We start from the raw sequence: 22,468 nt of genomic DNA on the forward strand, positions 1-22,468 counted from the left end.
AGACACCTCAGGCGATTAGCAGGTCAAGCGGCGACCGGGAGTTCGGTGGGAAGGCCCTGCTCTCATCGAACGGTGTGTGGTTCTGGAGGCAGTGGTAGAGCTGGCCGATCATGCGGTTGAAAAGGTTGCGCTGGGCGGCGGCATGCCAGTCTCCGTGGTCGTCGCGCCGCCTGCGGTAGTGGGCCTTGGCGCCGGGTGAGGCAGTGATCGCGGAAAAGGCCCAGAGGTAGCCGGCGTGGTTGAGTCGGTCGTTCTTCACCCACCGGCGGGTGATGGACGACTTCTTGCCGGAGGCGCGGGTGATGGGTGAGGAGCCGGCGTACGCCTTCAGACCGCGGGCGTCGGCGAACCGCTGCCGGTCGTCTCCGATCTCGGCCAGCACCCGGGCGCCGAGCTGGACGCCGAGACCAGGGAAGCTGAGGATCACGTCAGCGTCCGGGTGCCTACTCGACCGCCTCTGCGAGGTCGTCGGCTGCGGTGCAGGCAGCCTCCAGTTGGACCAGCAGGGCCAGCATCTGCTTGCCGAGCGCGTCCTCGACGAGCGGCGGCTGGTGGGCCCACTCGGCGCGGAAGACCTCGCGGAGCCGTTCGGCCTCGGCTTCGATGCCTCGCTTGCGGCCGGCGCGTTTGAGCGCGGCCTGGATCTGCGTGCGGGTCAGCCGAGCGGCCCTGGTGGGGGTGGGGGCGGTCTTGAGGAGTTCGCGGGCCTCGGACCGGCACAGGCCGTTGTTCCACTTGGCGAAGGCGTCCAGAGCGGCCGGGTAGTACTCACGGAGCAAGGACCGGAGCTGGTTGGCGCACTGTTGCTTGTTCCACGTCGCGTCCTGCTGGGCGCGGGCGAGGACGGCGAGGGCCTTGGCCAGGTCGCTGTCCTGGGGCAGGGGGCGGTGGGCGTGCATGTCGGTGCGGAGGATGTTCGCCAGCACCAGGGCGTCGCCGGGGTCCGACTTCTTGCGGGAGACGCTGTGACGGTCGCGGTAGCGGGCGGCGGCCATCGGGTTGATCGCGAAGACCTGCCGCTTGCCGGTCCGCAGCACCACCACCAGCAGGCCCCGGGAGGTCTCGATCGCCACCGGAATTGGGTTGTCCTCGGTGTCGCCGTATTCGGCGAGCAGGTCCAACAGGATCCGATAGCCGTCCGTGTCATCGGCGATGTGCCTCTTGGCCAGCAGCTGGCCGGAGTCGTCGACGAGGGCGACGTCGTGAGTTCGTTCGGCCCAGTCGATTCCGCAGTAGATCAAGTTACTCCCCCTCTGAGCGTTGACTGTTTGCGCTGATCACGAGCGCATGCGGGCCACGCAGCGACCTAATTCAAGGACTCGGCCCGATGGCCGGTCCGCCACCTCAGCAGCCGTTCGTGGCGCCAGCTCATCCCACGGGCCTCGGTCTAAGCCGGAGCTCGAACGGCTCGGGCGTATCAAGAGGTCACCGTGCGACGGGCTCGCACCACAAACACCAACGAGTGATCAGGTGACGGGTGTTGACGTGGTGGCGGCCGCGAAGGCACCGAGCGTCACCGCTCTATGCGGAGGCATCAACGCCGTGTTCGCCGAAGGCATCCGCCCGGTGCCCACGCGACCGCCATCACGAGATCCGCCGGACCGTCCGCCGCTCTGATGCGAGGCGTCAGTCGCCAGGCAACGTTTAGACATCACGGTCCAGTTCGAACAGCACCGCAAGGCTCACAGCTCCTCGTGGCACCGTTAACAAGGAATTAGGTTCGCCGGGTTGGGATCAGGCTGCGGCTATGAGGGGGCGTCCGCCCCAGCGGATGCCCTTCTCGCTGCGGATGCGTGCGCGTTCCTTGCGTTCGGCGGCCAGGACGTCGCGGTGGCGGGCGTTGGCGTTGCGCCAGCGCAGGTAGGCGTGCAGGGCCCGGGTCTGGACGGGGTGGTTGGGGTGGTTGGAGTTGGCGAGGGTGAACTGCCTCAGCGGTCCGAAGTGGGCTTCGATGGGGTTCGCCCACGAGGCGTAGGTCGGGGTGAAGCACAACTCGACCTTGTGCTTCTTCGCCCAGCGGCGGATGTCGGTGCCCCTGTGGGCGGACAGGTTGTCCAGGATGACGTAGATGGGTGCGCCGTCGGGCCGTGCGGTGCGGATCGACTTGAGCGCGGCCAGCGTGTTCGCGGCACCTTTCTTGCAGCGGTTGACGCCCCACAGGCGGTCGTCGCCAACCGAGTAGCAGCCGTGGAAGTAGCGCACTCCGTGGGTGCGGTGGTAGGTGGCCGGAACCCGGTCGGGATGCTTCCGTTGGGCCCAGCCCGAGCCCGCGGTGGGCCGGATTCCGAGCGGGCTGAACTCGTCGAAGGCGAACACCCGGTCCGGGAAGCGGTCCAGGACCTCCTCGATCCGGTCCAGTTTCGCTTCGCGGTCCGGGTCGGGGGATTCCTTCCATGTCTTGGTGCGCTGGAAGGTGACGCCCCGGCGGGCGAGCAGGCAGCGTAACGCCTCGCGGCCGATGCGGATCACCCGGCCGTGGACCTTGCGCAGGTAGGCGGCGAGCTTGCGCAGTGACCAGCGGGTGAAAGGCTGACCGAGCTTGGTGGGGCGGGTGGTGGCCGTCTGCACGACGAAGTCCTCGTCGTCAGTGCTGAGCAGGCGGGGCCGGCCTCCCGCCCACTTAGGGTCCAGGCAGGCCAGGCCGATCTCGTTGAAGCGGTGGATGACATCGCGGACGGTATCCTCGTCGGCCTGGACCAGCTGGGCGATCACTGGCACCCGGTTCCCGCCGGCTGAGGCCAGCAGCATCATCGCCCGCCGGTAGCGCACCGAGTTGGTGCTGCCCCGGCGCACGATCTGCTGCAGCTTCTGCCCCTCCTGGTCGGTCAGTCTGCGCACACGGACAGGCTCGGCCACCGCGCCTCCAGCGGTCGGATTGGACGTCACCGCACATCCAACCGCCACGACCACCAGCCCGGCGAACCTACGCGATCAGAGCACTAGCTGGAACGGTTCGTCAGCCGGGGCCCCTGCTCAAGCAGCTCAAGATCACGCGGGCCGTCGCGGCGGAACTCGGTCGTTTGCCGGGCCCGTTGCCTTGCCGTCGCGCTACTGCCTACCGCTTGGATGGGTCCGACGAGGGCAGGCGTTTGAGCCACCGCGTGGCGAGCGGATAGGCAGCCGCCGCGGCAAGGAGGCCCGTCAGTCCGGTGACTGTGTGCTCGTACATGGGAAACAACTGGCTGACGTGTCCGAAGACCAGCACCTGAGCGCCCCAGAAAGCCGCGAAACCCGCGAACATGCCTCCGGCCGACTCCTTCGTCCACCGCCTCCTGCCCGCCGGGACGGGCGCGGGCGGCTGCACGAAATGGCCGTCCGGGGATGGCGCGAAAGGGTCGGTCACGCTCCTGTTGTACCGGTCGTCGATCAACGCCACAAGAGGGCGCCCCGCCCCGTGGACAGGCCCGCAACCGACGCCCCTCCCGGGGCAGCGTTCGCCCGTCAAGGAACGAGCGACGGCGTCCTGGGTGGTGTCGGCCCTAGAACGCCGGACTGAGGACCCTCCCAGCGGTAGCCAGGGGCGCCCGGCCCGTAGGCCCAACCGGCCCGACGCGGCCTGGTGCTGCGGCCGCAAATCCTCAACCGTGACCCGGCGAACCAATCCGGTCACAGCACTACAGGGTGCCGGTGCAGGTATGGGGGACGTCGTTTCGTCGTGCCGCGGGAGCCTCGCCGCTGCGGCGCGGTCGGCCGTATGGTGCGGGGATGGGTGACAGTCCGGCACGTATCGAAGTCCCTGACGTGGTCGGGATGACGGGGCGAGAAGCCCACGCTCTTTGCCATGGTTTGGGGCTCTTCCTGGGCTACTACAACATGGATCAACAACTGCCAGAGAGCATGGTGATCGCTTATCAAGAGCCCCCGCCCGGAACCATGGCAGAACCTGCCGCGGCAGTCAGGATCTGGACGACGTTGGATCCACTGCCCGACGATCGGCGACCGCAATAGCCGGGGCTGGGCACGCCGGGGTTAAGCTTGTGGTTTAACCAACGGTCACACTCCCTGCCCGCCTCGGGCCGTTCGGCCCCGTTCCGCCGGAGGGTAAGTTCGCTTCTGTCAGCGACTGGCTGACCGAATCAGTAGCGCGAAGGGCCCGATGTGACGTACGAGATGGACATTCAGGTCGGGACTGACGTGCGGATTATTGGGGGACCGTTCACGGACTTCACGAGCCCCGTCGTGGCTGTCGACCATGTTCGGGGCCGTGTCGAGTTGACGGTGGACATCTTCGGCGACGCCACCAGGATCGATATCCCTTTGTCGGATGTCGTGAGAGTTGTCTGAGCTTTTCTCTTATGGTCTGATCCGGTCGCGTTCGGCGATGGTCTCGGGGCGCCGGACGGTTTTGCCCACGTCGTAGCGGGTGGCGGGTTGCTGGTTCTTCGAGCCGAGCGGTCTGCCGGGGCCAGGTCGGGTCGGTTTGGGAACCCGGGCCGGGCAGGGCAGCGTCGGGCGGAGGTTCCTGAACCCCCGGCGGACCCGGGCCGGGGTGAGCCTGTTCGGTTGGACCGGTCTCTCCCAGGGGCGGCGGACGTCCTCGGCGAGTGGCCGGGCAAGACGGAGCTGGGTGTGGGCGACGATGATCAGCCACGTCCACCGGTCCGCCGCTTCTGGTGTGCGGAGCTTGGGGCGGGTCCAGCCGAGGGTTTGCTTGATCATCCGGAACGTGTGCTCCAGGTCGAACCTTCGCAGGAACGCCTGCCAGCGAAGATCGACATCGGTGCCGGTCATGCCGGTGGCAGAGGACCACAGCCACAGCGGCAGCGGCTCCCCGCCGCCGGGCAGCTTGTCGACCTGCAGGCGGATCAGCGTCCCCTCGATGATGGGCAGTTCGCCGTCGTGGTCGATCCACGCGGAGCGGGTGGTGAGGCGGGGGTGGAGACGGTCCCAGGCCATCGCCCGTGCGGCACCGTAGCGGTCGGTGACCTGGACGGTCGCCGTGTCTGGTTCGCCCCAGGTCTCGGACCTGGCGAAGCGGAACTCCTTGCCGTGCTTCGGCGGCCGCCCTCCCTGGGGATAGGCCAGGGCGTACTCCAGCGGTGTGGGTGTCGGCCGGCGCATGACACGGTCCGAGCGCATCCGGCCCAGGATCTCGACGGGCAGCCCGCCGAGAAGGTGGGCCATGCGCGGGGCGTCGTAGCCGGCGTCGAAGATGACCAGGATGTCCTGACTGCCCTCGCGCCAGCGTCCGCCGGCGATGAGGTCCTCGACCACGCGGCGGACCTGGCGGGCGGTGACCTCGGCGACGTCGTCCTGGGGCCGAGCCGGACGGCGTCCAGCAGCTGGCACCAAGACGTGCGGCCCGCCTCCAGCGCAGCGACGAACGAGTACGGCCAGCCCGGGATCATCAGGTGCTGGTCCCGGCCGCGGCCGAAGGTGTGGCAGAAGAGCCTGTCCGCGCTGCACTCGGCGTCCGGCCGCAGCCAGTTGCTCACGTCCACAGCCAGGACGAGCCGGTTGTCGGCCGCCTTCGGCTGGGGCAGCGCGGCCAACGACAGCCGCAACCTGTCGGCGTCGAGACGGCCCCGGTTGAGCGCGTCGTACAGCGCACCGTGCCCACGCCGGTGCTCGGCCAGAAGCGTCAGATCCACCGGCGACGTCACCGGCCCGTCCGCACACAGCAGCGCGTCCGCGAGCTCGAACAGTTCGTCACGCCGCGCGGTCAGAGAGGCGAAGAAGTCCTCCCGGAAGCGTGACGCTTCCGCGAACGGCTCCGGCCGGACATCGTGGTGCAGCAGGCTCATTCCCCCACGGCCTTCGTCGAGTTCAAGTGCGTCCTTGGTCGGGGCACATGATCAGATGAAGGCCGTGTTCACCTCCGGCAAACTCCCGAACGAGTGATCCCGTTCGAGGCGCCGTTCTGGCCCAGTGGATAAAGCACAAGGTTAGTACCTGTTCCTGAACCTGCTGAGGTCCGTGCCAAGGGATGGCACTTCTCAGGCAAGTGAGGCAGAAGAGGAGGCATTGGCTGGTATGCCACTGCTGCACCCCGTGTTCCGCATCGACGGTCTCGTTTCGTTCAAGAACGTCCGACTGATGGTCAGTTGGGCTGTACAGCGGAGGAGACTGTTTCGTGCGATTAAAGGCAGCCACTTTGGCGCGAGCCTCGAAGATCATGGCCCCAACGTCGTGCTTTAACGGGCAGGTCAACAGACTGCCCGAAGCGCCAGAGCCTTACGGAGCCATGATCACTCGTGCCAAAGCAGCTCCAACGCAAAGCCGTTCCACCGAACTCGTTGAGGCGCCTGACGCGATATCGTCGAGACAGGTAGCCGGTTGATGCATAGGCTCTCGGTATGTCACAAAACCTGACAGGGTCCAGTCTAGACAGCCTCGTACGCGAATGGGCCAGAAAATGGGGCGAGGATAACCCAAGTGAAATTCTATGGGTGACTACAACTCGAAATGAAGCAATACAATTGCTTCATGACAATGTAACCTCGACCAATGATGCTGCTTACTTGGTCACCCTCCGAGGTGATTTCAGCATGCTGGTCGATACCGGGAAGTCTTTGCATGGAGTGTGGGCGGCGCTTCTCGTGGATCCGGTGCACATGGAAGTGCGCACATACACGGTGCGTCCGGCGGGCTTTATTCCCGATATTGACCTATCCGCACTTGGGGAAGTGAGCAGCATCTGAGCTGCACGGGCCATGCTGCGGTCCATGCAGCTCAGCTCACCACGGGGGCAGGCATGCCGTTGAGACCCACAGATCGGTCTGTTACGGGCACATGGCGATTGCTCCGACCTCCACGATGGACGGTTGGTCGTACTCTGCGGGGATGCTCTTTGTGTTCCCGGGGCTAATGCAGATAGAGTGCCCCTTTTTGTCTACTTGGTTGTAGAGCCAGACCCTCCGGTTACAATTGATGTCGTTCATGAACCGGATCGACCAGCTGGGGAACGGCCACTCATGGGAATTGTCGCAGGGGAAGTACCCGTTGACCTGCCACCCCGCAGCGTCCGAGTAGGAGACGGCACGGTTAGATGCGTCGGATTCCCCAGCTTCGGCGGACGATAGTGTCAGTAGCGATACTGCGGCGACGGCGAGGGGAATACTTAAGATGCGCGATCTTCGCACATTTCCTCCAAGGTTGTCGTGGTCATGCCAGGATCTGTACTGAATGCGAGACGAGAAAGGCAGGTATCAGCCATTCCGGTAAGCGAAAGTTTCAGTCGCTCCATATTGGTGATCCAGATCTGCGATCGTGAATCATTCGCGGACAGGGCTGCACTTGGTCATTCGCAGCTCTCAGGTGACCAGCGATCGCGACCCCAGCTGAGAGCGCCGACCGCGGTCTGGAAGTCGATCCTGGACGTCGTCACTCAGCTGGTGGAGGGCCTGTCGCAGGCCGGCCAGGGCCGCGATCCGGGCCCGGTGACCTCTTGGTGGCACTGCTGTCCGTCAGTGCCGAGACGATCAGTCGCGTTGAGCCTCGCGGGAGGCCGGCTGATTGCTTCTGCGGGAGCTTCGGCGGGTGATGCGCCAGGTCATAAGGGTGATCGCGGCCCAGGTGATGAGCGATTCCGAGTGCTGGATGAGCCGTTCATAGTCGCGCGCGTGCCGACGGGCGTGCATAACCCAGGCGTGTGAGCGTTCGACGACCCAGCGCCGGGGCAGAACGACGAACCCATCGACGTTCTTCGGGCGGCTGACGGTCTTGATCGTCAGGTTCAGGAAGGCCTTCGCTCAGGTCACGAGCTGTCCGGCATAGGCGGAGTCGGCCCAGACGATGGTGATTTCGGGGTGCATCAGCCGCAGCCGGAACAGCACTTCCTTGGCCGCGTTGCGGTCGGTCATGTCGGCCGGGGTGACCATGACGAACAGCGGCAGGCCCTTGGTGTCCACGACCAGGTGCCGCTTGCGGCCATTGATTTTCTTGCCCGCGTCGTAGCCGCGGGAGTCCTTACCGACGGTCTCGGCGGCCTTGATCGACTGGGAGTCGATGACGGTGGCGACCGCTCCGGGCGCCTTGCCCATCTCGCGGCGGATCCGCTTGCGGAGCTGGTCACGGATCTGCCCGATGACGCCGGCGGCGGCCCAGCGGGCCATGAAGCCGTAACACGTGCGCCAGGGCGGGAAGTCCCTGGGCAGAGCCCGCCACTTGCAGCCGGTATCGACCACGTAGCGGATCGCGTCCACGATCTCCCGGCGGGGGTGCTTTACGGGACGGCCGCCCGTCTTCGTTTCGCAGGCCGGTGTCGGCAGCAGCGGTTCGATCAGGGCCCATTCGTCGTCCCAGGTGTCGGAGGGGTAGCAGCGCCTGCGCGGCATCGTTCCCTCCCTGGAAGAGGGGGCGGGTCCGGCCGCTTCGCGGCCGGACCCGCCGTTCAGGCGTCGGCGTCGGTGTAGTCGGCGATGACGTCGAGCGTGGACTCGACCGAGTTGAGCTGAGTGTTGAGGTGTTTGATCCACCGGCCCTTGGGTTGGAGAGCGGCGTGCGGGGCGACGGTTCCGGTGATGAAGCGGCGGATCTCGGTGAGCTTGCCGCGGATGATCGCGACCTCGTATGCCTGGAGTTCAGCGGGGTCGGCGCAGAACTTGTAGCCGTCCGGCCTCGTCCAGATCAGCGGCGGCCAGCCGCGTTCGGTGATGGTGTCCCGCAGGCAGGCCAGGCCCGAGCGGGTCTGATGGGGCGACAGCTCGCTGGATCTGACCAGCTGGACGAAGGTCAGACCGGCCGGACGGGCCTCGAAGAGCGCGAACCGGACGGTGTCGGCGTGTCGCTGGGCTGCTGCCGATCTGCGCTCGGAAGCGCGCGGCATCGCCTACTCGCCTTGCAGGAGCTTGGCCAGTTCGCCGTCGACGTCCACCTTGCCGGTGTCCACGGCGGTCTCGATCCAGTCGAGGGTCGCGCGAACACGTGCGACGTTCTCATGGGCGATGACGCGTTCGTCGTCGCCGAGCTGGCGGTCGCGCAGGCCCGGGACGACGCGGCCGGACGCCGCGACGAACGCGTGGCAGGCGGTGACCAAGTCCAGGAACTCCACCGACCGGTCGATGTTGCGGATCGCCGGGGCGACGGGGCTGGCCTCCTCGAAGTGCTCGCGGGCCTGTCGCCCGCGTTCGACTTGGGCGTGGTTGACCTGGTGGCGGGCGGTGTCTCTGTTGACCGGACTACCGGACGACACTCCGAGGCGTTGGAGGGGTCGGGCAGGGGCTGACCGGTGGATCTCAGGCAGCGAATAGTAAGGAGGGCTGCGTGAGGTCGTTGGATGAGGTGGAACGGGATCTCGGTTCGATCCGTCTGCCGCGGTGGGGCAAGGTCGTGCCGTCGGAAGGTGTGGTGCCCTGGCTCGTGGTCGATCCGGATGGGGTGCCGGTCGATCCTGTTCGGCGGTACCTGCGGGACTTTGTCGCCCGGAACCGGCCCGGCTCTGTACGCAGTTACGCGTACGCGTTGCTGCGGTGGTGGCGGTGGCTGCGCGTTGTTCAGGTCGAGTGGGACAGGGCCACGTCGGCGGAAGTGCGGGATCTGGTGCTCTGGCTGAAGCAGACGACCAAGCCCCGTATCTCGCCACGGACGAAGTCAGTGTCCACCGCGGGGATGGTCAACCCGATCACGCGCAAGCGGAACCCCGGAGATCAGTACCAGCCCCGGACGATCCGGCACAGCAACGCGGTCGTCCGCAGCTTCTACGAGTTCTGGATCGAGACCGGGCACGGCCCGCTGGTCAACCCGGTGCCGCTCGATCGTAGGGGCAGCCGCCCGCACGCTCACCACAATCCGCTGGACCCCTTCGGGCCCGAAGGCCGGATTCGCTACAACCCCAAGATTCCCAAGGCCAGACCGCGCGAGATCCCCGACGAGCGGTGGAACGACCTCTAAGCGACGCGGAGAGCGTCGGCGAGCTGACCATGGTCGTGGTCATCGCCCGGTGCCTCCGTAAACGACCGCTTCATCGCTCGCGCTGTCGAAACCGAACGCGGTGTGCACCGCCCGCACGGCCTCCGGCACGTCGTCGGCGCGGGTGACGACCGAGATGCGGATCTCGGAGGTCGAGATCAGCTCGATGTTCACGCCGGCGTCGGACAGCGTCTCGAAGAAGGAGGCCGTGACACCCGGGTTGGTCTTCATGCCGGCGCCGACGAGGGAGATCTTGCCGATCTGGTCGTCGTAGCGCAGCGAGTCGAAGCCGATGGCGGTCTTCGCCCGCTCCAGGGCGTCGATGGCCTTGCGGCCCTCGGTCTTGGGGAGGGTGAAGGAGATGTCCGTCAGCCCGGTGGAGGCGGCGGACACGTTCTGCACGACCATGTCGATGTTGATCTCCGCGTCCGCGATGGCTCGAAAGGTGGCTGCAGCCTCGCCTGGCCTGTCCGGTACGCCGACGACCGTGATCTTTGCCTCAGACGTGTCGTGTGCAACACCGGAGATGATCGCCTGCTCCATCGGCTTGTCCCCTTGCGGTGACTCGCTTCCACGCGGTCGTTCGTTGCTGACCCAGGTGCCCTGCAGCCCCGAGAAGGACGAGCGCACATGGATCGGGATGTTGTAGCGGCGGGCGTACTCCACACAACGGTGCGACAGCACTTTGGAGCCGGAGGCGGCGAGCTCCAGCATGTCCTCGAAGGAGATCCAGTCGATCTTCTTCGCCTTCTTCACCACGCGCGGGTCGGCGGTGAACACGCCGTCGACGTCGGTGTAGATCTCGCACACCTCGGCGTCGAGGGCGGCGGCCAGCGCGACGGCGGTCGTGTCGCTGCCGCCGCGGCCGAGCGTGGTGATGTCCTTCTTGTCCTGGCTGACGCCCTGGAACCCGGCGACGATGGCAATGTTGCCCTCGTCGAGGGCCGTGCGGATACCGCCGGGCGTGACGTCGATGATCCGGGCTTTGTTGTGGACCGAGTCGGTGATGACGCCCGCCTGGCTGCCGGTGAACGACTGGGCCTCGTGGCCCAGGTTTTTGATCGCCATGGCCAGCAGCGCCATGGAGATCCGCTCTCCGGCGGTCAGCAGCATGTCGAACTCACGCCCGGCCGGCATCGGAGATACCTGCTCGGCGAGATCGATCAGCTCCTCCGTCGTGTCGCCCATCACGGAAACGACAACGACCACCTGGTGGCCGTTCTTCTTCGCTTCCACGATCCGCTTGGCGACGCGCTTAATGCCCTCGGCATCGGCTACGGAAGAGCCTCCGTACGCCTGGACCACAATGCGGGGCGACGACGCCACCAGGCTCTGCAACTGGCGCCAACTAGCCCGCTCGTCGAAGGCATCGTCGAGGACGTCACCGAGCGCGTGCTCGACGCGGTCGAGGATCCCTCCGATGGGGCTGTCGTCCGGTTCGAGGCCGCCGGACGCGGCCGGGTTGTCAGTCATCGTTAGCCTCCCCCGCTGCCTCGCGGATGTGGGAACGCGCCTGGTCGATCAGATTGCGTACGGTCCCTTCGGTCACGCCCATGATCTCTGCGGTCTCCGCAGTGGTGTATCCCGCGATGTCGCGCAGCCCCAGGGCCTGCCGACGACGTGGTGACAGTCCGCTGATTGACTCCAGGATGCCCTGGTACTGCTCTTTCAGCACCACATGGCCCGCGATGTCGAGAACGGGATCCGGCAGGTCGACTCCGTCCAGCTGGACGGTCTGCCGTCGGCTTTCCCCGTCCTTCAGCACATGCCGGACTGCGGTTCGACGCAACCAGCCTCCCCAGTCCTGTACGGCAGGTCCGGTAGGCGAGTTGAGACGCCGCCAGGCTTGCAGGAAGGCGAACTGCATGCCGTCGAGACCGTCGGCGGACGACGTCCCAGCCGCGAGCGTGGCGGCCCGCAATACCGCCCGCGCATGGGTGTGGTGGAGGAACTCCAAGATGGCCTCGGGATCCTGACAGGCAGACGCCTCCGGCGGGCGTCCTAGGTCTTCGCTGCTCTCAGCGCCCGCGCTCATGGCTTGCTCCCGGCACTCGCGGCGGAACGGTAACTTCCCACTCCGCCGTCGCCCTCCCCGCCATGTCCACCGCCCGGAACCGGACCTGCACACCTCGCTCGCCCCGGCGCAAAACGGCCATCACCCCCGCCCAGCGGGCCTGTTCACGAATCCGATAGGCCCATGCGCTCACCATCGTGCCGAGCATTAACGTCAGTGGGAAGACCGCCCACCACACCGCGTTATTCCCCAAGCAGCTCACCACGTCCCCTTCCGGTTGGCCTTGCCTACCAACCAGAGGGCGATGCGACGGGATTCGTCTAACGGAGCCTTCCTGCATCACCCGCTGAGGATCAGGTGACAGTGGTTCAGCCCGGCCAGTCCAAGCTCAGGGGATGGCGGCCAGCCCGGAAATCCGCGCGAATCCGAGTCATCCACTGCTCCAGTTCGGCGACGCAGTCCTGTCGGTCGCGGTCGGTGGTGTCGAGGATGTGGGTCTGCCACCGCGGGTCGTTGGCCGTCCACGACGTCCACCGATGCCAAGCCATATTGGGTGCGCCCGTGTCCATAATGACTTCGGGGCGGTGCTCGGGATCTTGTGCGTGCTCCCTATGCCAGGCCGCCCAGTTGATGTACGCATCGATGGCGGCTTCCGACCAGCGTCCCGGATCACGATCATCCAGACGCCTACGCCGTTCAGCATCGGCCACGTCAACCAGGCACATCGCGATCCCGTCCAGCAGAGGCGCAGACGGCGCGGCCAGGACCTCGCCGAGCGGAGTCTGGGCAGTCAGCAAAAGGTCAATGCCGTCGGCCTGGTACTCGAGCGCGCGCTGAATCCACTCCTCGGTGATGTGGTTTCGCCAGAACCGAGGAGGGTTCTGCGGGACGCCACTCTCGTCCATCTCGTGCACAGCGAGCCGGTCAAAGCGTTCCCCGGCGGGGAAGGCGAGCGTGGACTTACCCGAGCAGCTCGATCCCGTGAGTATCAGCAGCATCCATACAAGCTGGCAGGAAGACGGCGCGCGCTGCCACCGGATTCCCTTGCTGGCGATCACATCGGCGTAGGATTCACCGGCTCCCTTGGGCCCCGTACGATCGAAGGCAGGGCACGGGGCCGCTGGGAGTGATTGCGGTGTCCGTGCCGCCGAGTGCCGAGCCCACGCTGTGGGAGCTGCACCGTGCCGTCTCGCAGTTGCGTGAGGATCTTCGCGGCGACCTTGCACAGCTCGCCGCGCGGCTCGATCAGGTTGTCACCCAAGACGTGTACCGGGCAGACCAGCGGGCGGTCGATCAGCGCATCAGCCAGGTCGAAGCAGGTCTGGCCGGTCTGCGCAGTGAACATGACCAGAGCCTGGAGCGTGCGGAGCAGCAGCGGCGCGAGGACCAGACGCAGGTCGCCGCGACGAGGCGGCTGGTGATCTCGTCCTTCGTAGCCCCGCTGCTCCTCATGGCCCTGCAGCTGTGGATCGTCTCGCGCGGGACACCGCCGTAAGCAGAGGGTCGAGCAGTCTCATTTTCAAGATCGGGCGCGGGGAGACATCGAGCGCCGACGTTGGCAACACCCCTGAATCCTGACCGGCTAGTCGCGGCACTGCGCGCAGAAGGCGTGCGGGTCGTCGAGCGTTCCGGCTGGCGAACCCACAACCGAAACCACAAGGGCCCGTGGGGCCCTGTCCGCGGCGTGATGATCCACCACACGGTGACGTCCGGTACGAGCAACACCGTCAGCATCTGCGAGCGCGGGTACGAGGGCCTGCCGGGTCCGCTGTGCCATGGCGTGATCGCGAAGGACGGCACGGTCCATCTGGTCGGGAACGGCCGCGCCAACCATGCCGGCCGTGGAGACGGGGACGTGCTCCGTGCGGTCACCGCAGAGCGACCACCCCTTCCTTCGCCGAACCAGGCCGACACCGACGGCAACACGTCGTTCTACGGCTTCGAGTGCGAGAACCTCGGCGACGGTCATGACCCTTGGCCTACAGCACAGTTGGAGGCGATCGAGCGAGTCTCGGCCGCACTGTGTCGCGCGCATGGCTGGGGCTCGGCGAGCGTGATCGGGCACAAGGAATGGCAGCCCGGAAAGGTCGACCCCAAGGGCTTCACCATGGGCTGGCTCCGCGGCCGGGTCGCCGTGCGCCTGAAGTCGAAGCCCTCCGGCGGCAGTTCAGGTACGGGATCGAAGGATGGCGGTGCAGCAACGTACGCCGTCAAGAGCGGCGACACGCTCTCCAGCATCGGGAAGAAGCTCGGTGTTAGCTGGGAGCGCCTTGCTCAGGTCAACAAGATCACGGCCCCGTACGTCATCAAGGCTGGGCAGAGGCTCACGATCCCCGGGAAACCCGCAGGTGGGACGTACACGCCGCCTCCGTTTCCGAACGGTTTTGCTCCGGGCCGCTCGTCACCGTCTGCGAAGGGCCTTCAGCAGGCGCTGAAGGACACCGGCTGGCTCGACCGCTCGGTACCGCTCTCCGACAACTACGGTCCGCAGACCCAGAAGGCTGTGGCCGGCTTCAACCGCAAGCACAACCTCTTCACCACCGGCCGCCCCAACGATCCTTCGATCGGACACCGCGGCTGGGACCTCCTGCACCAACTCGCCTACGGGAACTGATCACCTTGATCGACTTCATTCACGCCCACAGCACCCGCCTGTACGCCATCGCCGCCGCGACGCTGTCCCTGATCGCCTACTACGTTCAGGACCTGCCGACCGGACTGATCCTCGCCCTGGTCGCCGCGGTCCTTGGCACCGGCGAAGCCATTCAGCGCGTCGAGGATCGAAAGACCCACCAAGCTCTACTGCTCGACCCTCCTTACGCCGACAGGAGCTGAAGCCTGAGCGCCTCGATGCCTTGGTGACGGGACGGAGAGATAGCAGCGCCGGAGCCCAGCTGCTTGCGATTGCGGGATGTGCCTCTGCGTGTCCTACGATCCCCTCATGGCCCAGAAGGTAGTCACAACATATGTCGACGATTTGACTGGCGAGGAATCGTCGGAAATCGCCACGCACAGCATCCTCATCGACGGAGCTGGGGTCGAGATCGACCTCACGGATGAGAACTACGAGAAGCTCCTTGAGATTTTGAACCCCTATCTCCATGCTGACGGCGCTCGCAGGATTCGTGGTACCGCGAAGGCGAAGGGGACGTCCAAGGCGTCGGCTGGCGGCAGGGAGGACTCGTCGGCGATCCGGGCTTGGGCGAAGGCAAACGGCTTCGAGGTCAGCGATCGCGGTCGTGTTCCGGCCGCCGTCCGCGAGGCCTACGAAAAGGCTCGCTGATACTCGTCGAAAGATGGTGGCCCCTGCTGTTGCGGGGGTCACCGCGCATTCCGGGGTCAACGACAGCACCCGGTATGCACGGCCTGGCGACGCCAATGCCAGGCTTGCACTCAGTCCGCGTGCGGGTAGTTATCACTAATCATCGACGCCTCCGGCATTCCGCAGACAACCGCCGGTGTCGCGGTCGCAATCGCCGCCGCGGGCGGCATCACCCGAGTGATGGCCCTGCCAGCGGTGCACAACCTGCTGCCGGACTGGCTGTACCGCAGCAAACCCGAGCCATGGCCCTCTCCGGGGGAAGCCACACTGCCCAGCGACGCTTAAGCATCCGCCGCTGGCTCCCGCGCCCGACTTGGGGTGGGGGCCTGTTGTTCGTTTCGGCCACGATGGGCAGGAGGCTGATCTTTGTCGCCTTCGACCTGCTCCGGGCGGGCGCCGATCGGCCTGCTGCTCCCACAGCTGCCCCTGGTCGTCGTCGACTTGGTCGCTGTGCTCGACGAGATGGTCGTCATCACCGCACGTACGCGCGACGACTCGACTGGATCGGTGTCCACCGCACCATCGTCCGTTCGCCCTTGAGCCGTCTCCCGCTCAAGGGCGAACGGATTTACTCAGGCTCTCCGCGACAGGTTGCTCTGGATGTCGGAGATCAATGAAGCGATCTTCTTCATCCGGGGCGGGCTGCCCGGGAAGAGCAGCGCATGCCGTGGTGCGGCCTCGAGAACGATCGATTCCCGGGCGACGCTGACGGTGATGCGCGCGAACCATCGGACGCTTGCACCCATGTCGATTTCCCAGGAATCCGAGCGGTAGGGCGTCACCCCTCTTACCCCCGGCATGGACCGGATGGATTCCAAGGCATGATCACCGTGTTCGGCGGCATCGGCTGAGCTGAACGTGACGCGGTGGACCGACCGCAGCGAGGCTGCTGTGATCCGCTGCGTTCTGTGTACTCGTACGAAGTGCGCTCCGGTGATCACTGCTGAGATCGCGGCGGCCATGATCGGAGCCCTCTCCAGAGCGTGTACCCCAGCCTGGGGAACGGGGTAGTAGAACACCCCCTCCAGGAACAGAAGGACAGTCAGGCAGAGGAAGAGGAACGAGAACTGCGCGGCCAGCATGGCGATTCCGAACATCACCATGCTCCTCACTCCCGCGTCTTCCCTGGTCACCAGCAATTCCTTCCTCCCACCGATTCGGGATAGAGGGGGTAGAACATGATTCCGATCCCTGTCCACGTGGGGAACGAGGTCTTCATCGCGAAACATATGTGGTGATTGTGGGCGCGGTCCGCCGCATCGATGATGGCCGACGTCATCCAGCCGAAGTAGCCGGCGATGAGCGCCGCACAGTACCCATTCCCCTCACACATAGCCAGCCCCAGCAGGGCACCGACTGCCGCGCCTACGGCTGCGGTGCTCCAGCCCCAGTCCGCCATCAGGTTGTACAGATGGTTGCTTCCCCAGTGGCTCAGGTAGAAGGTGCAGGTGGTGTACCCGCATGTGGCGTGGCCGTGAGGGAAGGTCCAGCGCCCGGAAGTGTCGCTGTTGTTGACGGGGTTCTGGTCAGCGAAGTCGTAGGCGTTGGCGCTGCCTCCGGGAACGGGGTCGCGTTGGTCGAAGCGGCCCAGGTAGGGGTTGTAGCCTCGCACGCCCATGAGTATCTGCCCGGCTTGGCCGGTGCTCTCGCGCTGGGCGCCTGCCGCCCATCCGTACGAGGCCGCCGGGCCTGCTTCCACCAGTCCGAACTCGGTGTACGTGTTGGTGGAAGTGACGGAGTTGCTTGCGAGATCCTCCGTGGCCATGAGGTCGCCGTGCAGATCCATCAGCTGCAGCGAGACACCTGATGCCGTGACGGTGGCGGCCAGGTGGTCGTCCGGCCCCAGCACGTTCCGCGTCCATGCGCCGTTGGACGCGGTGATCAGATCCGGTTTGTCGGATTGGTTGGCGTAGTCGTTGGTGAAGGTGATGCCGCTGCTCGCGACGGTAGTGGTGGACACGCGAGTGCCCGTCGGGTCCAGCGTCCAGCTGCTGGTGTTGCCGGCCTGCGTCTGGCTCGCGAGCATTCCGTTGGCGTAGTAGCCGGCGGTCAGGTCGCCAGAACCTCCGGCATCGGCGGACGGGGTGGTCGTGATGTCACCGAGCGTGTCATAGGTGTATCCCGCGTCGGTGATCCGGTCCGCTGCGTCGTACGCGTGGTTCTCAATGGAGCTGGTACTGGTCTGGCACGTGCCGTCGGCCTTCGGGGCGCTCGTCGTCAGCTTCGTACGGTTGGAGTCAGCCTCGTAGCCGTAGGCGCGTGTGGTGCACTGGCCTGACTGCGTGTCGGCTACGGCGGTCAGCCGGTCCGCTGCGTCGTAACTGTACGTCTTGGTGGTGGACATCTCCGAGCGGTTGGTCCAATCTCCGGCGTCGTTGGTCTGGACGGAGTCCGTCAGCGAACCGGACCAGTTGCTGTTCGTGTAGGTCAACGAGGTTGCGGTGCCCGTCGCGTCGAATGTGTAGGTCGCTGTGGTGCCGCCGGGGTAGGTCTCGGTGACGAGGTTGCCGTCCGGGCCATAGCCGGCGCCGAAGGTCCCGGCTTGTGCGTCCGTCTCGCTCGTGAGACTGCCGTCGTGCACGCTCCCGCCGTTGTAGGTGTATGTCGTGGTGTCGCCGCTGTTGCTGCGGCTGATGACGCGTTCGGCAAGGTCGTAGGTGTAGTTGGTGACCCTTCCGGTGGCGTCCGTGTAGCTGCTGGGGTCGCCGAAATCGTCGTAGGAGGTGGCCAGGTCCGCCGTCGCGTTCCCCGAGGAGTCCAGGCTCTGCAGATCGGTGGGCAGACCCGTCGTGGAGCTGTAAACGGTCTTGGCCGGAGCCACCGCGGATCCCATACCGGTACCGGTCGTGGAGACGGCGCTGCGCGTCGTACGCCCGGCCGCATCGTACGTAGTGGTCGTGATGCGGGTGGCGGTAGTGCCGTCAGCTGCGGTGTACGTCTCGGTCTTGGTCAGTGGTTGCAGGTAAACGTTGTAGGTGTAGGTGGTGACCTGAAGGCTCGCGAGGCCGGATGTGTTCGGCTGGGCGGCGGGTTTGGTCTTGCAGATGAGGTCGGCCCAGACAGGCTGGTTGCCGCAGGCCCCGTCGACACTGTTCGTGCCGGCGGTGTAGTAGATGGTCTTGGTGGTGCCGGCGCCGGTCTGGGCGGTGTCGCTGGGCTGGCTGCTGGCGACCTGCAGCGGCTCGCCGCCGTACAGGCTGCTGTCCTCGTTGAAGGCCACGGTTTTGGTGATGTTGAGGTGGCCGGTCCCTGGGTCGGTCACGGTTTGCAGCGGGGTTCGCAGCGTCCAGCCTTCGTTGCCGCTGCCGTTGTCGTACTTGTACCGGGTGGTACGTCCGTCAACGTCGCCGTTCCCGGGAACCGCCGCGCCGAGGCTGGCACTGACGGCCTGGGTGGTCACCAGGCCATACGGGTTGCCGTTGGCGTCCTGGTCGTTGTTGGGAGCGCCTTCGTCGTAGACCTGGTGCGTGTGGGTGCGGATGAGCTGGCGATCTCCTGCCGCGTTGGCCTGGTGGGCGGGCCCGTAGCTGTCGAGCGGTTGCGTACCGTCCGCGGAGTAGACGGTTTCGGTGTCGAGTTGGCGAGCGACGCCAGCGGAGTTGGCGCCCGCGGCGAGAGCCGTTGCACGGTTGGCCGCGCTGAGTTCGCGGACGTCGTTGCCGTAGGAGTCGTATTCGGTGGTGTTGATCTTCCAGCCGCCGGTGTAGCTGGCGGTATTCACCTCGCGGCCGTCGGCGTCGTAGTAGTGGATCTGGGCGTAGGTCCAGTCGGAGGGCGGGGCGCTGGTCGGGGCGTGGTCGGGTGGGAAGACGGCGACCGCGGAGGTGGGGACGTCACTCTGGCCCCATGTGGCCACGGTGGCGGCGTCCATGTCAGCCGGTCCGCCTGCGGAGACGGTGAGCGGGACGCTGTAGGCGATGACGCTCTTGGCGGTGAGGCCACCGTTGGCGGTGTTGTGGGTGCGGCTGACGTAGGCGAGTTTGCCGTAGTCGCTACTGCTGGCGGTGTCGTTGTAGGCAAGCACCCAGGGTGCGAGGGAACCGGGGGTGGACTGGGCGGGGCTGATCTGGGTCAGTCGGCCGAGGTCTGCGTCTCCGGTGGTCTCGTCGTAGGCGTAGGTGGTCTTGAGGTCTGGGCTGGTCCGCGGGTCCCATTCGGCGACCAGGCGGCCGCTGCTGTCGTAGCTGTACTTGGCGACCGGTGTGCTGGTCAGGTCGGTGCCGTCAGAAGTGAGGAAGTCGATCTCTGAGACGTTCCCGGTGGTGCTGTCGTAGTTCAGTTTCAGCCCGCGGCAGCCGGTGCTCCAGCTGCTGCTGGTGGCCGGGTAGGGGCAGGCGGTGGTGCTGGACTGGCTGACCGCCGCATCGGGAGCCACCACGAGCATCAACTTGCCGTAGGTGGAGCTGCTGCTGGAGGAGTCGTACGTGTAGCCGGTAGAACGGCTGCTGCCCGGCTGGGTGACGGTGGAGGGCAGGTACTGGCCGCTGCTGCCGCCGGCGGGGGTTTTGAACACCACCTGGGTGCCGGTGCTGTCGGACAGGTTGAAGCCGGCCGAGCTCTTGGTCAGCGTGAACCCGTTGGCTGCGGCCGAGCCCAGCGGCGTGTAGGAGGTGACGCCGCCGGTGGTCGTGCCGGCGTCGAAGGCGAGAGTAGAGCCGTCGCTACCGGTCAGAAGCGCGTAGCTGCCGTTGTCGGTGATCGACGACCAGGAGGCGGAGGTGCCAGCCACGGGCAGGCTGGAGGTCCAGCCGGGGCCGAAAATGCTGTTTGTGTGGGGGTTGAGGGAGTTGAAGGTGCGTGAGACGCCCAGCCCGCTGCCGTAGTTGGCGATCGACACGTCGGTTGCGGACACGGCCCCGTTGCCGGACTGCAGGCCCACTGTCACGGGTCCGACAGTGGTGGTCCCGAAGTCCACGCCGCTGCCCAGGCGGTCCAAGGTGGTGGTCACCGGGTCGGTGGTCACCGTGGTGCTGCCGGAGTCGTTGGTGAAGACCGCTTTAAGCTGGATCGGTCCGTCGTCGCTGAGGGACTCGGTCACCTTCCAGGTGAGATAGGGCGACTGCACACCTTCGGCGTTGCCGACCGTGGCGACGGGCCACACATTGGAGCAGCCGCAGTCGAAGGTGGCCTCCGAGGGCACGTCCTGAAAGGCTCCGCTGGTGCCGAGGCGGTACTTGAAAGTGACCTTGGTGTAGCCGTCCGGGGCTGCGGCCTTCAGCAGGATGCCGGCGGAGGTCTGGGAGCCGTCGGCTGGGGAGAGCATGGCCGAGGAGCCGACGCCGAACGTATATGTCGCCGGGTCGGACTGGACGCCGGCGTCGTCGACCATGGAGACCTCGAGGGTGTACAGGCCGGAGGCGGTGGGATTGATGGTCACCTGGGAGCCGGTCGTCCACTTCCAGGTCACCGGGTCCGAGCCGTGGCGCAGCCCGTAGGAGTAGCCCTCCACGTAGGACGAGGTGTCGGAAAAGGTGCAGGTGGTGCCGCCGGAGATCAGGTCGTGCCAGGCTCCTGCGGTGTAGCCGCTGCAGGAGATGCCGGGTTTGGCCGGGGTCTCCACATCGACGGTGAAGGCGGTGGCGGCGGACCAGCTGCTGTACTCGGTGCCGTCGTAGGCGCGGACCTTGAAGGTGTAGTCGCCGTTGGCCAGGGCCGAGGCCGAGGTGGGCGTCCAGGAGCCGGTGGCGCCGGACGCGACGAAGCTGCTGGCGCCCGAGGCCACCACCGAGGAACCGGAAAGCACCTGGATCTGGTATTGCAGCGTGTCGCTGTCGGCGTCGGTGGTTGAGGCGGAGAAGGTGGGGGTGGCGGAGCTGCTGTACTGCTTGCCGTTGGAGGCCGGGTTGTCCGGGGTGAAGGACGTGGTGCCCACCGGCCACGGGGTGTGGTCGTAGGTGAGGGTGAAGGTGGGGTTCTGGCTGAAGGCGACGAATCCGTTGGTGTCTGTCTCGTTCTGGTTGATCAGCCCGGCGGTGAACTGCCCGGTGTACGTCGACGCGGTCAGGATCGATTCCACGTAGCTGCCCACGTCCCACGACACGTTGGTGTCGGGTGCGGTACTGCTGGTGGTGAACGTCGCGGTCGCGGGGCCCGCCAGCTGGGTGGGCTGGTTGTTCCACGTGGTCGCGTTGGAGATGGAGCCGGTGGAGTACAGGTTCACCGAGTGCGAGGCGCTGGTGGCCATGTCGGTCTTGGTGACCTCAGCGGTCACCGTCGCGGACAGGACCTTGGACGTGGCGCCGTAGGCGTCGCCCGGCAGGCCGAAGGAGTAGTAGGAGCGGTCGATGCCGCCGCCGTCGTACCCCACACTCATATTGCCGTCGAAGGTCCAGTACCAATCCGACGCCGTCGGATACGCCGACTGCACCTCGACGAAGGAGAGCCAGGTCGGCCCCACGGTGTAAGAGGGGTCCACGAAGACGGGGTACTTCGTCGCCGAAGCAGACAGGAAGCTCGACGGGATTTTCAGGCGCTCACCGTGGTGAGCAATGCTCACTCCGACAGGGGCGCGGTGTGCTCCCTGGCCTGGGTGCACGACGGTGGATTTCGTGGGATCGGTCTTGCCCACGGTCGAGTCCCAGACCGTGGGGGCCGGGGACTTGAAGACAGTCGAGCCCTTGGCCGTCTTCACCTTGACATTGCCATGCTTGTCAGATTTGACCGTCAGGCCCTTGCTGGCAGACATGCCCAGCGTGAGGTGGGTCAGCGCCTTGTTGGCTGCCGCCGCCCTGTTCTTGACGACCAGCACCTCTTCAAAGCTTCCCGCAGCATTCGCGGTCAGCACGAGGTCAACGCCAGGCAGCACATTCGGGTAAGTCGCGCTGGCCCCGCTGGCTTTCGGGGTGGGAAGTTTGGAGGGCCAGGACAGCGACAGAGAGCCCGCGCGCGAGTCCATCGTCGCCAGCGTGGTGTTTCCGCCGCCCGAAAGCTTGAGGCCGGGCTCGGCAGCCTTCGGCGCCCAGGATCCGTCCCGGTTCTTCACCAGGGTGGGGTCTACCCGCACCCAGGAACCGGACTTCTTCACCCAACGAGGCTCGGCACTGGCCTGGTAGGTCAGGGTGCCGTTGGGGTTGGCAAAGGTCTGGGCGAACGGCGTGCGATCCGACAGGACCTCTACCCGGTGATGCTGCTTACGTGCCGCCATCATCGCCGCCACAGCATCCGGCCGCTTCTTGACCTTCTTCACCGCGGCCGAGTGAGCTTTAGGCGCCGCTTTGGCTGACGCCGGGAAAGCAGCCGCCGTCCCAACAAAGGTACCGATCAAAGCGGTCGCGACCACGACA

General features: G+C 66.2%; 16 protein-coding genes and 4 pseudogenes. 8 read left to right on the forward strand and 12 right to left on the reverse strand.

Annotation, left to right across the window (positions count from 1 at the left end):
- Positions 1-7: 7 nt before the first annotated feature.
- The 3 genes and pseudogenes from ACFY10_RS45220 to ACFY10_RS45230 all read right to left on the reverse strand — a co-directional run bounded on the left by ACFY10_RS45220 (position 8) and on the right by ACFY10_RS45230 (position 3,343).
- A pseudogene (locus ACFY10_RS45220) lies at positions 8-1,241 on the reverse strand (IS110 family transposase).
- A 493-nt stretch (positions 1,242-1,734) separates the two neighbouring features.
- Positions 1,735-2,856 carry an IS630 family transposase gene (locus ACFY10_RS45225; RefSeq protein ID WP_390671211.1) on the reverse strand — a complete coding sequence of 374 codons (1,122 nt, stop codon included), beginning with the start codon at positions 2,854-2,856 and terminating at the stop codon, positions 1,735-1,737.
- A gap of 199 nt (positions 2,857-3,055) precedes the next feature.
- Complete coding sequence (locus ACFY10_RS45230; RefSeq protein WP_390671212.1) at positions 3,056-3,343, reverse strand: hypothetical protein; 288 nt, start codon at positions 3,341-3,343, stop codon at positions 3,056-3,058.
- A 362-nt stretch (positions 3,344-3,705) separates the two neighbouring features.
- On the opposite strand from ACFY10_RS45230, the gene ACFY10_RS45235 reads away from it, so the two are divergent.
- Positions 3,706-3,948 (forward strand): PASTA domain-containing protein, encoded by a 243-nt coding sequence (locus ACFY10_RS45235; RefSeq protein ID WP_390671213.1) that lies wholly within the window; start codon positions 3,706-3,708, stop codon positions 3,946-3,948.
- Positions 3,949-4,293: 345 nt separating this feature from the next.
- On the opposite strand, the pseudogene ACFY10_RS45240 reads toward ACFY10_RS45235, so the two are convergent.
- Positions 4,294-5,744, reverse strand: a pseudogene (locus tag ACFY10_RS45240) (NF041680 family putative transposase).
- Positions 5,745-6,296: 552 nt separating this feature from the next.
- Here ACFY10_RS45240 and ACFY10_RS45245 point away from each other — a divergent pair.
- Positions 6,297-6,641, forward strand: a complete 345-nt coding sequence (locus ACFY10_RS45245) for a hypothetical protein (RefSeq protein ID WP_390671214.1) — start codon at positions 6,297-6,299, stop codon at positions 6,639-6,641.
- A gap of 780 nt (positions 6,642-7,421) precedes the next feature.
- Here ACFY10_RS45245 and ACFY10_RS45250 read toward each other — a convergent pair.
- The 3 genes and pseudogenes from ACFY10_RS45250 to ACFY10_RS45260 form a co-directional block, all read right to left on the reverse strand.
- Positions 7,422-8,276 (reverse strand): annotated as a pseudogene (locus ACFY10_RS45250) (IS5 family transposase).
- 56 nt (positions 8,277-8,332) lie between these two features.
- Positions 8,333-8,767, reverse strand: a complete 435-nt coding sequence (locus ACFY10_RS45255; RefSeq protein WP_390671215.1) for a RacP protein — start codon at positions 8,765-8,767, stop codon at positions 8,333-8,335.
- Positions 8,768-8,770: 3 nt separating this feature from the next.
- Positions 8,771-9,106 (reverse strand): annotated as a pseudogene (locus tag ACFY10_RS45260) (DUF6192 family protein); the annotation flags it as partial.
- A gap of 98 nt (positions 9,107-9,204) precedes the next feature.
- Here ACFY10_RS45260 and ACFY10_RS45265 point away from each other — a divergent pair.
- Positions 9,205-9,831 carry a hypothetical protein gene (locus tag ACFY10_RS45265; protein WP_390671216.1) on the forward strand — a complete coding sequence of 209 codons (627 nt, stop codon included), beginning with the start codon at positions 9,205-9,207 and terminating at the stop codon, positions 9,829-9,831.
- Between the two features lie 39 nt (positions 9,832-9,870).
- Here the strand turns inward: ACFY10_RS45265 and ACFY10_RS45270 are convergent, their stop codons facing one another.
- The 3 genes from ACFY10_RS45270 to ACFY10_RS45280 all read right to left on the reverse strand — a co-directional run bounded on the left by ACFY10_RS45270 (position 9,871) and on the right by ACFY10_RS45280 (position 12,921).
- Positions 9,871-11,322, reverse strand: coding sequence for an aspartate kinase (locus ACFY10_RS45270; RefSeq protein WP_390671217.1), 1,452 nt, complete (start codon positions 11,320-11,322; stop codon positions 9,871-9,873).
- Complete coding sequence (locus tag ACFY10_RS45275) at positions 11,315-11,884, reverse strand: RNA polymerase sigma factor (RefSeq protein WP_390671218.1); 570 nt, start codon at positions 11,882-11,884, stop codon at positions 11,315-11,317. Before ACFY10_RS45275 ends, ACFY10_RS45270 begins: the two co-directional genes overlap by 8 nt.
- Before the next feature lie 347 nt (positions 11,885-12,231).
- Positions 12,232-12,921 carry a hypothetical protein gene (locus ACFY10_RS45280; RefSeq protein WP_390671219.1) on the reverse strand — a complete coding sequence of 230 codons (690 nt, stop codon included), beginning with the start codon at positions 12,919-12,921 and terminating at the stop codon, positions 12,232-12,234.
- A 77-nt stretch (positions 12,922-12,998) separates the two neighbouring features.
- Between ACFY10_RS45280 and ACFY10_RS45285 the strand changes: the two genes are divergently transcribed.
- The 5 genes from ACFY10_RS45285 to ACFY10_RS45305 all read left to right on the forward strand — a co-directional run bounded on the left by ACFY10_RS45285 (position 12,999) and on the right by ACFY10_RS45305 (position 15,725).
- Positions 12,999-13,358: a hypothetical protein gene (locus tag ACFY10_RS45285; protein WP_390671220.1), complete on the forward strand. Its 360-nt coding sequence runs from the start codon at positions 12,999-13,001 to the stop codon at positions 13,356-13,358.
- A 60-nt stretch (positions 13,359-13,418) separates the two neighbouring features.
- Complete coding sequence (locus ACFY10_RS45290) at positions 13,419-14,477, forward strand: N-acetylmuramoyl-L-alanine amidase (RefSeq protein WP_390671221.1); 1,059 nt, start codon at positions 13,419-13,421, stop codon at positions 14,475-14,477.
- Positions 14,478-14,482: 5 nt separating this feature from the next.
- On the forward strand, positions 14,483-14,698 hold the full coding sequence (locus tag ACFY10_RS45295; RefSeq protein ID WP_390671222.1) for a hypothetical protein: 216 nt from the start codon (positions 14,483-14,485) through the stop codon (positions 14,696-14,698).
- 106 nt (positions 14,699-14,804) lie between these two features.
- Positions 14,805-15,146, forward strand: coding sequence for an Lsr2 family protein (locus ACFY10_RS45300; protein ID WP_390671223.1), 342 nt, complete (start codon positions 14,805-14,807; stop codon positions 15,144-15,146).
- Positions 15,147-15,551: 405 nt separating this feature from the next.
- Complete coding sequence (locus ACFY10_RS45305) at positions 15,552-15,725, forward strand: hypothetical protein (protein WP_390671224.1); 174 nt, start codon at positions 15,552-15,554, stop codon at positions 15,723-15,725.
- A 32-nt stretch (positions 15,726-15,757) separates the two neighbouring features.
- Here the strand turns inward: ACFY10_RS45305 and ACFY10_RS45310 are convergent, their stop codons facing one another.
- Positions 15,758-16,318 carry a hypothetical protein gene (locus tag ACFY10_RS45310; RefSeq protein WP_390671225.1) on the reverse strand — a complete coding sequence of 187 codons (561 nt, stop codon included), beginning with the start codon at positions 16,316-16,318 and terminating at the stop codon, positions 15,758-15,760.
- Entirely contained in the window at positions 16,315-22,371 is a 6,057-nt protein-coding gene (locus ACFY10_RS45315; RefSeq protein WP_390671226.1) for an RHS repeat-associated core domain-containing protein, read from the reverse strand. Before ACFY10_RS45315 ends, ACFY10_RS45310 begins: the two co-directional genes overlap by 4 nt.
- Between the last annotated feature and the right edge of the window lie 97 nt (positions 22,372-22,468).

This window comes from Streptomyces sp. NPDC001401 (assembly GCF_042895385.1).
Taxonomy (GTDB): domain Bacteria; phylum Actinomycetota; class Actinomycetes; order Streptomycetales; family Streptomycetaceae; genus Streptomyces.